This is a genomic window from Vibrio sp. TRT 21S02 (assembly GCF_050113675.1).
Taxonomy (GTDB): Bacteria; Pseudomonadota; Gammaproteobacteria; order Enterobacterales; family Vibrionaceae; genus Vibrio.
In genome coordinates this window covers 43,576-58,179 of record NZ_JBNJOI010000008.1, presented here as the reverse complement: position 1 = coordinate 58,179, position 14,604 = coordinate 43,576, and the positions used below count along the sequence as shown (strand labels likewise).

Sequence of the window (14,604 nt, the reverse complement as noted above, 5' to 3'; positions counted from 1 at the left end):
GTGTCACTGATTTTTATTATTAATTTATGCGTGTGACAGATTACGCAAATACTGTGTGGCGGTAGCGTACCTAAATGAAAAGATTATTTAAAAAATACGGAGCCCTTATTGGCGTCGTGTCAGTCATAGCATTGTCAGGTTGTTCTTCACAGCCAAGAGAAGTGACCGCAGAGACACCACTGGTACAACCTTCTTTAACCGTTCCGGGGAAGTTGATCAGTGAGAAATATTGGGATGCACTAAGCCAACCTTCTACGGTTCAGTTAACGCACAATTCGTATCAGATTGAAACGTCACCGTTGTACATCTCTGCTTTGGGTAATTATTGCCGAAACGTCAAGATCACTTCTGAAACCATGACAACAACACGTGTTGCCTGTTCGGCACCACGAACTCATTCCGAGCCAAACAAGCGCCGTCCTTGGTATCTGGTGAATAACGTTATTAATGAAAAAGCATCGATAGAGCTTTAATTATCGATGAGAGAGCAGGTTATGACTCGAAAGTTACTTCTTCCATGTTCGTTGCTGTTTAGTTTGTCCGGACATGCCTTTGCCAACAATCACGATATTTCTTCTCTGCAATTGAATCCGGATTCAGCGACGACCTTGTCTGCGATGCAGCATTCAAAAGTGCCTCAGGTTGAACAGACGGAGCAATATAAAAAGTCAGCACGTCAGGGGCTATTGTTACCAGGAGAAACGGATGTCAGAAATCTCTTGCCGAGCAGTGAAGATGCCTCCTTGCCACCGCCGTACGGTGCCAACTTGTTTGCTGGTGGTTATGAGAGTGAAAGAACAGATGGATTACACGATAACTACCTGATTGCCGCGGGCGATAAGATCAATATCTGGCTTTGGGGCGCGGTGAACTATTCCAATGTGGCAACGGTTGATAATCAAGGCAATATCTTTATTCCTGACATCGGTCCTATCTCTGTTAAAGGCGTACGAGCGAGCCGAGTCAATGACTACGTCAGTGAGAAGGTGCGTCAGGTCTATGTGCACAACGTGAATGTTTACGTCAATCTGATGACGTCAACGCCCATCAGTGTGTTCCTCTCTGGTCCCGTGATCCGTCCTGGGCAATATGCCGGTATGGCATCTGACAGCGTGCTTTACTTCTTAAAACGTGCTGGTGGGATTGACCCAGAGCGTGGCAGCTATCGTGAAATCGATGTCTTACGTAATCAGCAAGTGATCGCAACCATTGACTTGTATGAGTTTATCCTCAGTGGCCATATGCCATCGATCAGTTTTAAAGATGGCGATGTTTTGTTGGTCAAACCGCAGAAATCGGCAGTGACGGTATCGGGCGCTGTGCGTAACCCATTCCGTTTTGAAATGAAGGATGCGAAGACACTTGGCGATCAATTAATGGCGTATGCACGACCATTAGCGAAAGTGAGCCACGTGGCAGTGATGGGCAATCGAGCGAGTGGGCCATTTTCTCAGTACATGCCTTATGCGGAGTTTAAGCAATTTGATCTCCAAGATGGTGATAAGGTCATCTTTAACGACGATCTTCATGCACAGGTGATGGATATTCAAGTGTCAGGTAGCTACCTTGGCCCTTCGTATTTCGCAGTAAATAAGAGTACACGTCTGCATGAACTGTTAGAACATATCCCGGTCGATCCGAAGCTGGCAGATTTCAAATCGATTTATATCTTGCGCAAGAGTGTGGCTGAAAAGCAAAAAGAGATGCTGGAAGAGTCACTGAATCGTTTGGAAAGAAGTGTATTTACCGCTCCAGCCTCATCGGATGGTGAAGCCGCTATTCGAGCGAAAGAGGCTGAAATGGTGCTGCAATTTACCGAGCGCGCACGCAAAGTTCAGCCACTGGGTAAAGTGATCGTGTCAGACCGAGCGAACACCGCCAACATACTGTTGGAGCAGGGCGATAAGATCATAATTCCGTATAAAACGGATTTAGTGCAAGTGAACGGTGAAGTCTTGATGCCGCAAGCTGTGGTGTATAACCCGGATGCGACCATTGATGATTACGTCGCTTGGGCAGGTGGCTTTACCGATCGCGCGGAAGACAGCCGCATTGCCATTGTTCGTGCTAATGGACTGGTTGAATTTGGTCATGGTGCGAAGATCCAAAAAGGCGATCAGATCTTAGTATTACCGAAAGTCGACACCAAGATTATGCAAGCGGTGAAAGACATCACCCAAATCATGTATCAAATCGCCGTTGCTGCGAATGTGGCGGTGAACTAACACATGCATAAGACGTTCACGGTACTTTCGCTTGACCCGATGTATTCGTTGCTTCACGAACGCATGGCGGAGCTATTAGCAAAAGAAAAGTATGCCGTGACGTCTTGTATGTCGAAATGGGTCTATTTGCCGACCTTTCAATGTTCATTGGTCTCTAAACTGGTTTTAGCCCAGCGAGATGCGACTATCGACCCAAGGCTACGAGAGACCATTCGTGCCAGTCATAGCTATTACCATGCTTACGTGGGTAAGAAGTTGCAGCGGGCGATGAGTGACGATGAGCTTGATTATATGGCGCGTTACTATCTTGGGTTAAAGCAGTTCATTGTTGAACGTGGGATTAACTTACTGCTGATCCACAACGATACCTTGTGGTACCACGCCATTGCCATCTTGTTGTGCAAAGAGCTCAATATTCAATACTTGGTGACAGAGCTAGGCTTGATTCGTCCGTACACCACTGTGATTGATAATCGGGGTGTTAACGCGAATGGTAGCCTGTTTTATCACCCCCAGAGAGACGTTCAAATACAACGCAGAAAACCTAAAGGAAGCGCGTTTACTAAACACGATGGCGTGTTATCAATGTTGTACTTTTCTGTGTTTCTACTTGGCTTTTTTGTCGAACGTCTTCTGTTTAATAAAACCATTGCCCGTTATTTACATAATGATTACGGATTGGGTAAATACACCAAAAAGCTTGCCAGTAAACTGCTTAGAGATTTTAGACACTCGGCACTAGAGACCTGCCAAGGTGATGCACTACTGCTATTGCAGTTAGAAAATGATTCACAAATTTTGGTGCACAGTGAGCTTGCCAACAATCAACGCCTGATTGCCGACGTTGAAGCTGAAATGAACAAGCTTGGTATACGTTTGGCGATCAAACGTCATCCGTTAGATGAGACTAGCTATCAGCTTGGAGAACAGAGTTACTGGGTTGATGGCAAGTTGAACCAACTGATCAAACCTGCGCAGTTTGTGATTACCGTTAACTCCAGTGCCGCAACCAGTGTGATTGAAACGGATACCCCTTTATTTTTGTTGGGAGAGTCTATTTACGCTCACCCCGGCGTGGCGAAAAAAGTCACGCTATCTCAACTTCATGCTGAAGTGAATGCGATGTCTGCCAGTACCGATACCGCGAACCGTCAACACTTTCTCGCCTTCTTAAAGCACCATTACTTAGTTTCTGGCGCTGGATTTTCTTTTGACCAACATGTGTTACAGGAAAGATTGGATGTGCTCTTGCATCCACCTGTTTTCTCTCAAGACGTTAGTTCGCACGACAATAAGGCTTTACCGCTATGAATACCTTAGACATTCAGAAGTATTACACCCAAACGGAAGGAGATATCTCACCGATTGACTCCATCATGACGACATTTACTCACCAGTCTCAGGCGTTGGCTAAGATGGCCAAAGAAGCGGATACTGAGCAGTACCAACGTGCGATTGGTTACATGCTTAAATGTAAAGGACATGTAATTGTATGTGGTATGGGGAAATCTGGTCATGTGGGTAAGAAAATCTCAGCAACGTTAGCGTCGACGGGAACACCGAGTTTCTTCTTGCACCCAAGCGAAGCGTTTCATGGTGACCTCGGTATGATCACTCGTGATGATGTACTGATCTTAATTTCCAACAGCGGTGAAACGGATGAAGTTTTGAAGCTTATCCCGTCTCTCAAGTCGTTCGGCAATAAGGTCATTTCTATCACTGGGGATGAAACCTCGACGTTAAGTCAAAATTCCGATGCATCACTAATTTTAGTGAGTGCGAAAGAGTCTTGCCCAAATAACCTTGCTCCAACCACATCGACCACGCTGACCATTGCATTAGGAGATGCGTTAGCAGTGGCGCTGATGCAAGTGCGTAAATTTGAACCGAATGATTTCGCCCGTTTCCACCCGGGAGGCTCTTTAGGGCGTCGTCTGTTAACCAAAGTCGAAAACGTGATGGTGAAAAAGAACCTTCCGTTGGTTGATGTGGACACACCGATGGCTGATGTCGTTCTGCGCATGAATGAAGGGCGCCAAGGGGTAGCGATTGTCACTGAAAATGACCACTTAGTTGGCATTATTACCGATGGCGATTTGCGTCGAACATTAACTAATATGGCGATGTTTAGTGAGATTAAAGCCAAGGATGTGATGACGTTCCGTCCTAAATCTTGTTACCAGTCTGACATGTTGTCTGATGCGGAGCAAAAGATGCGTCGTTATGCGATTTCGACGCTCGTTGTGCTGAATGATGAAGACAAGGTCGTTGGTTTAATTCGCATTTTTAATACCTGATGAGTGAAGTACGTCAAGCCCTGCGAGTTCAGGGGCGAGTGTTGTATGCGCTGATTTTACGCGAAGCACTCGGAAAATACGGCAAGAGTAAGATTGGTTACTTGTGGGCGCTGTTAGAGCCAGTACTTCAAGCACTGGTTTTGATTTCGATCTTTACGGCATTTGGCCGTCAGTCACCGGTCGGTGGTGATCTATCGGTATTTTTTGTTACAGGGATCATCCCGTGGATGATTTATAACAATCTAGCCAACCGAATCTCAGGTGCTCTTGGAGCGAATCAAGCGCTGATGGCATACCCACATGTGACACCAATGGATGTACTGTTAGGTCGAGCCTTGTTGGAAGGCATCACTATGCTGGTCGTTTTTGTTGTCTTAGTGATCTCATTACAACTGATGGGAAAAGCCATGGCAATTTATGACCTATTCAATGTGTTGGTAGGGTTGTTATTACTGATTTTATTCGGTGTGGGGGTTGGGCTGATTAACTCGGCGATTCGGATTTATTTTGATAGTTGGGACAAGGTGTTTTCGGCACTAAACCGACCTCTTTATTTTGTGTCTGGCATTTTCTTTACCGCTGCAAGTTTGCCTCATGAAGTCCGAGAGTGGCTCCAGTGGAATCCAATATTTCAATATGTTGAATGGATTCGTGCCGGCTTTTTCTCAAGTTATCAAAATACTTATATCTGGTCGGGTTTTGCTGTTACTGCGGCATTTAGTGTGTTGGCCCTTGGACTCGCCATGATTCAGATGTCGAAGCATAAAGCGCGCAATTTATGATAGAGCTAATCAACGTATCTAAGAAATACAAAACACCGAAAGGCCATAAACATATTCTTAAGCCTTGTTCTATGAATTTTCCTATCGGTCGGAATATCGGTTTGTTAGGGGTGAATGGGGCAGGGAAATCCACCTTGTTACGTATGATCGCGGGTTCAGAATCACCGACTACTGGGTCAATTAAACGACAAGTGAAAATGTCTTGGCCTCTGGGTTTTTCTGGTGGCTTCAACGGCAGTTTAACTGGGGCAGAGAACTTGCGTTTTGTCAGTCGGATTTACGGTTGTGATATTAAACAAGTAACTGACTTCGTAAAGGATTTCTCTGAACTTGGGGATTATCTGGACATGCCAATTCGCAGTTACAGCTCGGGAATGAAATCTCGCTTGGCTTTCAGCCTCTCAATGGCAATTGATTTTGAGTGTTACTTGGTGGATGAGATTACTGGTGTTGGTGACCGCCGTTTTCAAGAAAAATGTCGTGATGCATTCAAAGAGCGCAGTGAAAAATCCAATCTAATCATGGTGTCGCACAGCATGCCTACCTTGAAAGAACACTGTGATATGGGGGCCGTCCTCTCTGATGGTGAACTCAAGTTTTACGAAGACATTGATCAAGCTATAGAAACTTACATGAATCTCTCGAAATGAAATTAAAAAGACAACATAAGATTTTCCTGAATAAATTTTGGAAAAACCGCAAACCCAAACAACGCTCTTTTATCGTTATGGTTTTGCTGCCTACTTTAATCGCTTCGCTATATTACGCCTTTATTGCATCGGGCTTATACGTGGTCGAAAGTCGTTTTTCAGTCAAAGGCAATGAGTTACAGCAAGTTGATCTGCTGAGTGGTCTAGCTGGAATTCCCGCACAAGGGGGGAGTGCTGCAGATTCTTATATTCTTCAAGATTACATATCTTCGGCAGAAATCTTGAGAACGCTAAGTCAAGATATCGATTTAGATGCCATTTTTAATCGCCAGAATGCGGATTGGTTCTCTGCTCTAGGTCATGATCAAACGCAACAAAAGCTACTCGATTACTGGCGTGAGCGCGTCAGTATTTCTTATGACCCAACGACGACAATTTCAACATTAAAAACACGTGCATTTAGTGCTGATGACGCGAAAGCATTGGCTGAAGCTATTTTGCATCGCAGTGAAGTTTTAGTGAATGACTTATCTGAACGTGCTCGGAATGATGATTTGGAGTTTGCCCTTGCAGAAGTTACACGTGCGGAAGAACGCGTAACAAAAGCTCGTTTGGCAATGAATGATTTTCGCAATGAGTCACAAGATCTCGATCCAACGCAGACGGCTAGCGCCAAAATGATGCTCATTGGTGAACTTGAAGCGCAGTTAGCCAAGGCACAAGCTGAGTTAAATGCGCTACGCAGCTATATGGATCGAAATGCACCAGCAGTACAAAACCTTCAGCGTCAGGTTAATGCCTTAACCAACCAAATTCATAACGAGAAAAAGAACATCTCGGGTGATAGCAGCACACAACCTGCATTGGCAGGGATGTTTGCGGAATACGAACCACTGATTGTTGAGCGTACTTTTGCCGAAAAAGCCTATACCTCAGCACTGGCTTCACTGGAAGCTGCACGTGTGGAAGCGGCTCGCAAGCACCGTTATTTAGCCACATTTGTTGCGCCGGCATTGCCTGATGAGGCAACGGAGCCATATCGAATGAAGAAAATTGCAACGGTATTTTTTACTTGCTTAATTGCTTGGGCTATCGGTTTGCTTGGTATTGGCATTGTTAAAGAACACGTTGGTTGGGTGTAACTCTCACAGGAATAATTGCATTAGGCTGTATATGAAAAAAAATATTGTTACTCATGGGAGCTGCTTGTCGATCAAGGTGGCAGATAGTTTAGTCGAGCGTTTCAACTTTAAACGTGTTTCATCGACACAACATGTTCGAACAGATGTGTATGTAGACACTTACATAAAGCAGATTCTAGACCCAATTAAGTCATATGAATTTCACTTCCAGTACAAGGAGCAGTACAAAGATACTGGCTTAGTGGAGAACCAAATTATTGACATGAAATTTGGTCGCTCGTTGCCAGGAAAGTTAGCCAATGCAGATTTGGTAAACCACAGGGATGCCATTGAAAGTGGAAAAATAGATCTACTATTGATTGATAACTTTCCGGATATCTACTTCAAAGTGTATAAAAATCAAATAGATAACCAGAAATTATTCCTCAACAAAGAGTACTTTGAGTACTTCGATGACAATTTTGTTTTTGAAAATGAATTTCTTGCCATAGATAAGTATGTCGAGAGCTTAGAAATGCTGATCAAAGACTTTAAAAAGCACAACCCTATTTCTGAAGTGGTGTTTATCAACTTCCCGGTGAACCTCAATAGTAATGAGTTTCTACGAAACAGAGCGCTTGAAATGTATAAGCGAGTACTGAGTATTCCGGGTATCTGTGTGATCGACCCTATTGGCGTTTACCGCCACGATTTGACTATCGCCAACGATATTCATCACTTTACACCTAAAAAATATAGACAAATTGCATCCACTGTTTTTGGCGAGGTTTCGTAGTGAAGTATTTAATTATTGATCCTTTGGGTAATGCGAGCGGTATTAGCTCATACACTCATTTTCTTGGAAATGTTCTTTCTGAACTAGATATTGATTTCGAGGTGGTTTCAAACACCAAGAAGCTCAATCCGCAGAAATTCCGAGAGTTTATCTACGAACATGTGACAACCAAATACGGTTTTAACGATGTGATTATTGAGGCTCCAGAGGCAAAAGCGTCAACCTTATTATTGCCAAAAGAATACAATGTTCATATTCGACTTCATTGCCCACTATCGATTGCACAAAAGTATGATTCACAGGTAGTTAACCAAGTGGAATATTCCAACGAACTTCGTGTGATCAATAAATCCAAGTTAGTCTCGTCACCATCTTACGGGTTGCTGGAAGAGCTAAAAAGTGAGATCGATACGGATCGTGTCTTTGTTTATAAAAACCCTATCACATTGAGACCTGATTTAATTAAGCCGGTAAATACCAAGAAGTACGATTTAGTATTTATGGGAAGAATGCAGCACTTAAAAGGATACGACTACATCCGAAAAATCGTAGAAAGACTACCTAAAGACTTTAATGTGCTGGTGTTTGGTAACAACTCGCATCGAGTAAAACTTGGCAAGAACTACAAATGCAAAGTGGATATTCGTCAGCAGATCGTTTCTGATGAGAAATTCAAACTTATCGCCGACTCGAAAGTATTGATGCAATTAAGCCGATTTGAAAACTGCAGTATGGTGATTTTAGAGGCAATGTCAGTTGGTACACCTGTTGTATGTTGGAATGTTGGCGGTAATGCAGAAATTCCACATAAGGGTGTAGTTCGCCCAGTAACGAAAGGTGATATCAGTGAAATTGTGGACAATATCGTGTCAATGGCGTGCCAAGAAAAATTTGTTAGAAGCGATTTCATCGACGCTCTTGAAGGGGTAAATGGTGACTTCAAAGAAGGGATTGTTTCCGTATTGTCCTTCTTCAAACAACCTTCAATAACACCAGTCTATAAAGGGATTGATCATTCTGCTGAAAACCTGTCATCGGTGCGACGTACGGATGTGGTTCAGCTTGATGAACGTTATAAACCGAAACGTGTGATGGGGATTGCTTATTCCAATGAACATGTTGAAGAATTATGGGCGCCTATCGTGGATGCGCTCGGTTGCGAATACCGTTATGTTTCTCGCCGACCGGTTGGTTTCCATTCTGTGTTTAAAAAACAAGAGCCGAAATTTAACCAAAAATACTACTGTGTGTTTGATTGGGTTAAAAACCCAGAGCGTTTGATCACTCAGATCTTAAGTTACAAGCCTAACGTTATTTTGTTCCATAACGGTGCTCACCCTGTATACAAGTCGGTCATGGAACGGATCAAAAATCTTGGTATTCCGGTGATATACAGTGAATTGGGTTGGTTCCCTCAATACAACCATGTTTACTTCGATCAAGATGGTGTGAATGGGCAGTCTCAGCTAGCCAAATTAAGTTTTAGTGAGCTGGTGAAAGAAGCTGAAGTAGAGAGTGTGAACCAGAGAGCGAAAAAACTGCGTGGTAAATACCACTTGGTTGCGACCCAATTAGAGAACGATACTAACTTGATCGTGAACTCTAATCGCTTTAAGAGTCGCGATTCGTTCATCAAATATGTGTTAGGACAAATTGATGAAAATGAGCGAGTATTGCTCAAGCTTCATCCATTAGATAAAGCACCACTTGGTTTTGATATTGAAGAATATAAAAATGTGACTGTTGTGACAGACAACATCACTGACTTGCTTGAAAAGGCAAAGAGCGTTATTGCCATTAACAGTACCGTGTTGTTACAAGCGTTAGAGTATGATTGCAATATCTATTACTGTGGTGACAGCATTCTGGATAACAAAGGGATCGCAGAAAAGTTTGACCACAGTGAGTTACGCGACTTACTCAGTGACAAGCTTTACTGCTCACAAGAGAAAAAATCAAAGTTGGTCAGTGCGCTTAAATCAATTCAAATCAACTTAGATGAAATTAGAACGATGGATAAAGAGCAGGTTCTTGCTCACCGCGGTATCCGCGCTTTCTTTGATATGGACAGACAGGATTTCTCGGAGATCATTGATTTAGAGAAAAAACGTCGAGAAGATCAGAAGAGTAAGCCAACTTCGGTTGCTGTTGTTGCTCAACCAGCGACGACGGTTGGTGCGACGCAGAATCCAGCGCAGCCGAAGAAGACGGTGATCAATGATCTTGTGAAGACCATTCCAGAGCACTGGCGCAAAAAAGTTCCGGTGAATATTCGTCGGATCTTTGTAAAACGTGCTTCTTAATTCAACGAATTTTGTTGTTTTTTCATCAGGGATAAAAAAAATCCCCAACTTGCCTTTATTTATTGCCGAAGACGATTCTGACAATACACAAGTGCTTGGTTGGGGATTCAAGCCCACTGCCCACAGAGCGCGTAATTATGCAGCAAAACATCAACTGCCTTATATTGCACTTGAAGATGGTTTTCTTCGCTCTGTTGGACTGGGTGTTTCCGGTGTACCGCCGCTTAGCTTAGTCGTGGATGAGGTGGGTATTTATTACGATGCTCACCAGCCTTCGAAACTGGAGCAGTTGATTGCCGCCAGCGAGGTACTGTCAAACGAGCAACTTGCGCGTAGCCAGCGTTGTATTGATGCGTTTCGCCAGTATCGATTGTCAAAATATAACCAGTTAACTTGCGATCCAAAGTTGACCAAAGTGTCGCCTAAAGTCGTGGTGCTTGATCAAACCCTAGGCGATGCGTCGGTTTCCGGTGCTTTGGCAGACAAAACCAGTTTCGTGGAGATGCTTAAGCAAGCCTTAGACGCTCATCCTGAAGAGGCGATTTGGGTCAAAGTGCATCCTGATGTTGTGGCTGGGAAAAAGCGAGGCTTTCTCTATCCGTTGCCGTTTGAACATCCACGGCTGAAGTTGTATAGCCAGAGCGTCAATCCGTGGGCCTTTTTAGACAGTGCTGAACATGTTTACACCGTGTCTAGCCTGATGGGGTTTGAAGCCCTGTTGGCAGGTTGTACTGTCCACTGCTTTGGGTTGCCATTTTATGCGGGTTGGGGGCTGACACACGATCACTTGGATTGTGAACGACGCAATCAGCCTCGTAATCTAAGACAAGTTTTCCATGCCGCTTACATTGGCTATGCCCGCTATGTGGATCCTATCTTAGGCGAGCGCTGTGAGCTTGAAGATGTGATGAATTATTGTATCGATGAAAGCCGTCGTTTGTCTCGGCCTAAGATCGCGGTGCAATACCAAGGCATTACCATGTGGAAGCGGTGTTGGCTAAAGGACTTTCTAAAAGCTTGGCATTTTGACTTGCGGCGCAGAACAAATGCGACTCCACTGGCTTGGGGGCGAAAAGGGTTAGCTGAAGGCACCATTTGTGTTGAAGACGGTTTTTTGCGCTCTGTTGGGCTTGGTGTGCACTTCCAGCGCCCAATCTCTTTAGTGCGTGATGGCAGCGGTATCTATTTTGATGCCACCAAGCCCAGTGATTTAGAGCTGGCTCTAAATGGTGCATCACATTCATCGTGGCAGCTGCAACGTGCTCGACGACTGATTCAAAAGCTTAATGCTGCTCACCTCACCAAATATAACGTGGGTGACGACACCACACTTTCTCTGCCCGATAACGCCACTATTATTTTAGTGCCGGGTCAGGTTGAAGGGGATGCTTCCATTGAGTTTGGTTCTCCAGAAGTCAAAAGCAATGCTGAGCTGTTAAAACGAGTGCGTTTGAATCATCTGGATGCGTACATCGTTTACAAACCTCATCCTGATGTATTGGCGGGTCAACGCGACGATGGTCAGTGGCAAGGCGAATTTCTTCAATATGCTGATTGTGTTGTGCAGCAGACCAGTATGTCCTCCTTGCTATATTGTGTTGATGAAGTGCATACCATGACCTCATTGGCGGGTTTTGAGGCGTTACTACGCGGCAAAAAAGTGGTGACTTATGGTCTGCCTTTTTATGCCGGTTGGGGGCTAACACATGACAAGGTGAATTGCCCACGTCGCACCAATCGTTTAAGCCTTGAAAGTTTAGTGTATGAAGCGTTAATTGCTTACCCGACCTATGTTGACCCGTTGACGCGTCAGCCATGTACAGTGGAACAAGCGGTGAGCCGTTTGGCTTTGCTTAAAAATGGCGATCAGCAAATTAGCGACAAAAAACTGCAATTATTATTGGCTTTGAAGAGGACAAAACGCTGGGTAAAGCGTAATCTGCTTGGCAGATGAACATCAAAAAGGATACCCAGTGTGAAAAAAGCCATTTTCCTCGATATGGATGAAACCTTGTGTGCGACATCTCAAGCGGATGTGGTCGCCAGAGAGAAGTTGCAGCAGTGGCTAGGTGAGCAATACCCAAGTCTTGATGTTGCGTTATTTACCGAGCGCTATCTCCAAGGTGTGTATAAAAATCTCAATGCAGAGTTCCCGGAGCTGGTTGCATTGTTGCCCGATGAGCATACGTTTCGTTGTCGCCTAATTCAAACCTTGCTGGCTGAGCAAGATATTGTGGTTGAGTTAGCGCAAGCGCAACAGGTGCAGCACTACTTTGATCAAGTACGCATGGCGGCATTTGATTTCTATCCAGGTGTGAAAACGTTGCTGGGTGAACTGCGCCAACACTACACCTTAGTGGTGATCACCAATGGTCCGGTCTTTTCACAGCACCCGAAGTTGGCAGCTGTAGCGATGGAACAGTGGGTCGACCACATCATCGTGGGTGGTGAAGAACCCGAAGAAAAACCAGCGGCAAGTATTTTTAATAAAGCGCTCGCCCTTGCAGGCTGTGAAGCCATGCAGGCGATTCACGTTGGTGACTCACTCAGTAGCGATATTGTGGGGGCCAACCAAATGGGGATTACCAGTGTCTGGGTACGTCAACCTGACGTGACACCTACGGCAGAAAACGCCCCTGATTTCACCGTGAATCACCTTACCGAATTACCTCAAATCTTGGCTGAATGGGCAGAGAAATAAACTTCTCTTAATGACATTCAGCCTCTTTAATGGAAGCTGTATGTCAAAAACTCATATCGTAATCCCAGCCAGATTCAACTCAAGCCGCCTGCCGGGCAAATTGATGTTGGATCTCGCTGGTGAACCCGTGATCGCCCATGTGGTGAAACTGGCCCTTAAAATAACAGACTCCGTCTTTGTTGCTACCGACCATCAAGCGATTTTTGAATTGGTTGAAACCTTAGGGGCAAAAGCGGTAATGACCTCTGATACGCATAACTCAGGAACCGATCGCTTAGCCGAAGCGGCGCAAACTTTGGGTTTTGCCGAGCAAGACATCGTGGTCAATTTACAAGGGGATGAACCTCTGATGCCAACGGCGTTGCTCAGTCAGGTAGCGCAGCTACTTGAGCAACATCCTAAGGCTGGTATGGCGACACTAATGCAGCCAATCCACGCGGTTGACGATTGGCTCAACCCTAACGTGGTAAAAGTGGCCGCAGGTGCGGATAAACGTGCGGTGTATTTTAGTCGAGCGCCGATTCCATTCCCCCGCGATGAATATCAAACCCCAATGACTGAGCTGCCACAAGGGGAGTTCTATCGCCACCTTGGCCTGTATGCGTACCGTGTGAGCACGCTGCAAGCCATTACTCAATTACCAGAACATCCACTTGAGGCCGCAGAAAAACTTGAGCAGTTAAGACCGTTGGCTCACGGCATCGACATTGTGGTTGATGTGGCTTGTCAGGCTCCTCAACATGGCATTGATACGCTGGATGATCTTGAGCGTGTTCGCCACTACTTATCTCAACATAATCACTAAGGTATTCCATGAAACAGAAAATTGTTCGTGTTGGCGAGATTGATGTCGCTAACGATAAGCCCTTTACGCTGTTCGGCGGTATGAACGTTTTAGAGTCACGCGATTTGGCGATGCGCATCTGCGAGCACTATGTCACGGTCACAGACAAACTGGGCATTCCTTATGTGTTTAAGGCGTCTTTTGATAAGGCGAACCGTTCTTCAGTGCATTCCTATCGTGGCCCGGGTCTTGAGGAAGGGATGAAGATCTTCCAAGAGCTAAAACAGACATTTGGTGTGAGCATCATTACCGATGTGCACACTGAAGCGCAGGCTAAGCCGGTTGCAGAAGTGGTTGATGTGATCCAGTTACCTGCTTTTCTCGCGCGCCAGACTGATTTGGTCGAAGCAATGGCCAAAACAGGTGCTGTGATCAATGTGAAGAAGCCTCAGTTTATGAGCCCAAGTCAGGTTGGCAATATCGTTGAGAAGTTTGCTGAGTGCGGTAACGACCAAGTGATCTTGTGTGAGCGAGGCGCAGTACACGGTTACGACAACTTAGTGGTGGACATGCTTGGGTTTGGCGTGATGAAGAAAGCGTCACAAGGCAGTCCAATCATCTTTGATGTAACCCATTCACTGCAATGTCGAGATGCAATGGGGGCGGCTTCGGGTGGTCGTCGTGAGCAGACTGTAGAACTAGCAATGTCAGGCATGGCGACTGGCATCGCAGGACTCTTCATGGAGGCGCATCCAGAACCGACACAAGCAAAATGCGATGGTCCATCTGCGTTTCCATTGGAGAAACTTGAGATGTTTTTATCTCAGGTGAAACAACTAGATGATCTCATTAAGGGTTTTGATCCAATCGAAATTCAATAGAGTGAGATATCTGGTTTCGGGGGGTATCGATGCTTTTTAGGCATCGATACAGATAGAAACAGCT

13 protein-coding genes are annotated in these 14,604 nt (G+C 45.0%); all 13 read left to right on the top strand.

The features are described 5' to 3' along the window. Window positions 1–74: 74 nt before the first annotated feature. Genes ACQEXU_RS12310 through kdsA form a run of 13 tightly spaced genes read left to right on the top strand, consistent with a single transcriptional unit; the run spans window position 75 to window position 14,540 of the window. Window positions 75–473 carry a hypothetical protein gene (locus tag ACQEXU_RS12310; protein ID WP_367987951.1) on the top strand — a complete coding sequence of 133 codons (399 nt, stop codon included), beginning with the start codon at window positions 75–77 and terminating at the stop codon, window positions 471–473. Window positions 474–494: 21 nt separating this feature from the next. Further along, complete coding sequence (locus ACQEXU_RS12305) at window positions 495–2,225, top strand: polysaccharide biosynthesis/export family protein (RefSeq protein WP_427011029.1); 1,731 nt, start codon at window positions 495–497, stop codon at window positions 2,223–2,225. A 3-nt stretch (window positions 2,226–2,228) separates the two neighbouring features. Then, complete coding sequence (locus tag ACQEXU_RS12300) at window positions 2,229–3,536, top strand: phosphoribosylamine--glycine ligase (protein WP_427011028.1); 1,308 nt, start codon at window positions 2,229–2,231, stop codon at window positions 3,534–3,536. Further along, on the top strand, window positions 3,533–4,522 hold the full coding sequence (locus ACQEXU_RS12295; protein WP_427011027.1) for a KpsF/GutQ family sugar-phosphate isomerase: 990 nt from the start codon (window positions 3,533–3,535) through the stop codon (window positions 4,520–4,522). Before ACQEXU_RS12300 ends, ACQEXU_RS12295 begins: the two co-directional genes overlap by 4 nt. Further along, window positions 4,522–5,304, top strand: coding sequence for an ABC transporter permease (locus ACQEXU_RS12290; protein ID WP_427011026.1), 783 nt, complete (start codon window positions 4,522–4,524; stop codon window positions 5,302–5,304). Before ACQEXU_RS12295 ends, ACQEXU_RS12290 begins: the two co-directional genes overlap by 1 nt. After that, window positions 5,301–5,954, top strand: a complete 654-nt coding sequence (locus ACQEXU_RS12285; RefSeq protein ID WP_427011025.1) for an ABC transporter ATP-binding protein — start codon at window positions 5,301–5,303, stop codon at window positions 5,952–5,954. The genes ACQEXU_RS12290 and ACQEXU_RS12285 overlap by 4 nt, the downstream gene beginning before the upstream one ends. Then, window positions 5,951–7,096: a capsule biosynthesis protein gene (locus ACQEXU_RS12280; protein WP_427011024.1), complete on the top strand. Its 1,146-nt coding sequence runs from the start codon at window positions 5,951–5,953 to the stop codon at window positions 7,094–7,096. The genes ACQEXU_RS12285 and ACQEXU_RS12280 overlap by 4 nt, the downstream gene beginning before the upstream one ends. Before the next feature lie 31 nt (window positions 7,097–7,127). Continuing rightward, complete coding sequence (locus ACQEXU_RS12275; protein WP_427011023.1) at window positions 7,128–7,871, top strand: hypothetical protein; 744 nt, start codon at window positions 7,128–7,130, stop codon at window positions 7,869–7,871. Beyond that, window positions 7,871–10,174 carry a glycosyltransferase gene (locus tag ACQEXU_RS12270; protein ID WP_427011022.1) on the top strand — a complete coding sequence of 768 codons (2,304 nt, stop codon included), beginning with the start codon at window positions 7,871–7,873 and terminating at the stop codon, window positions 10,172–10,174. Before ACQEXU_RS12275 ends, ACQEXU_RS12270 begins: the two co-directional genes overlap by 1 nt. Before the next feature lie 49 nt (window positions 10,175–10,223). Then, window positions 10,224–12,128 carry a capsular polysaccharide biosynthesis protein gene (locus tag ACQEXU_RS12265; protein WP_427011021.1) on the top strand — a complete coding sequence of 635 codons (1,905 nt, stop codon included), beginning with the start codon at window positions 10,224–10,226 and terminating at the stop codon, window positions 12,126–12,128. 21 nt (window positions 12,129–12,149) lie between these two features. Then, window positions 12,150–12,875 carry an HAD family hydrolase gene (locus ACQEXU_RS12260; protein ID WP_427011020.1) on the top strand — a complete coding sequence of 242 codons (726 nt, stop codon included), beginning with the start codon at window positions 12,150–12,152 and terminating at the stop codon, window positions 12,873–12,875. Between the two features lie 40 nt (window positions 12,876–12,915). Beyond that, window positions 12,916–13,680: a 3-deoxy-manno-octulosonate cytidylyltransferase gene (gene kdsB / locus ACQEXU_RS12255; RefSeq protein ID WP_427011019.1), complete on the top strand. Its 765-nt coding sequence runs from the start codon at window positions 12,916–12,918 to the stop codon at window positions 13,678–13,680. Between the two features lie 8 nt (window positions 13,681–13,688). Next, the gene (kdsA, locus tag ACQEXU_RS12250; RefSeq protein ID WP_427011018.1) at window positions 13,689–14,540 is read left to right on the top strand and encodes a 3-deoxy-8-phosphooctulonate synthase; all 852 of its coding nucleotides are present in this window, start codon (window positions 13,689–13,691) and stop codon (window positions 14,538–14,540) included. Window positions 14,541–14,604: the final 64 nt, after the last annotated feature.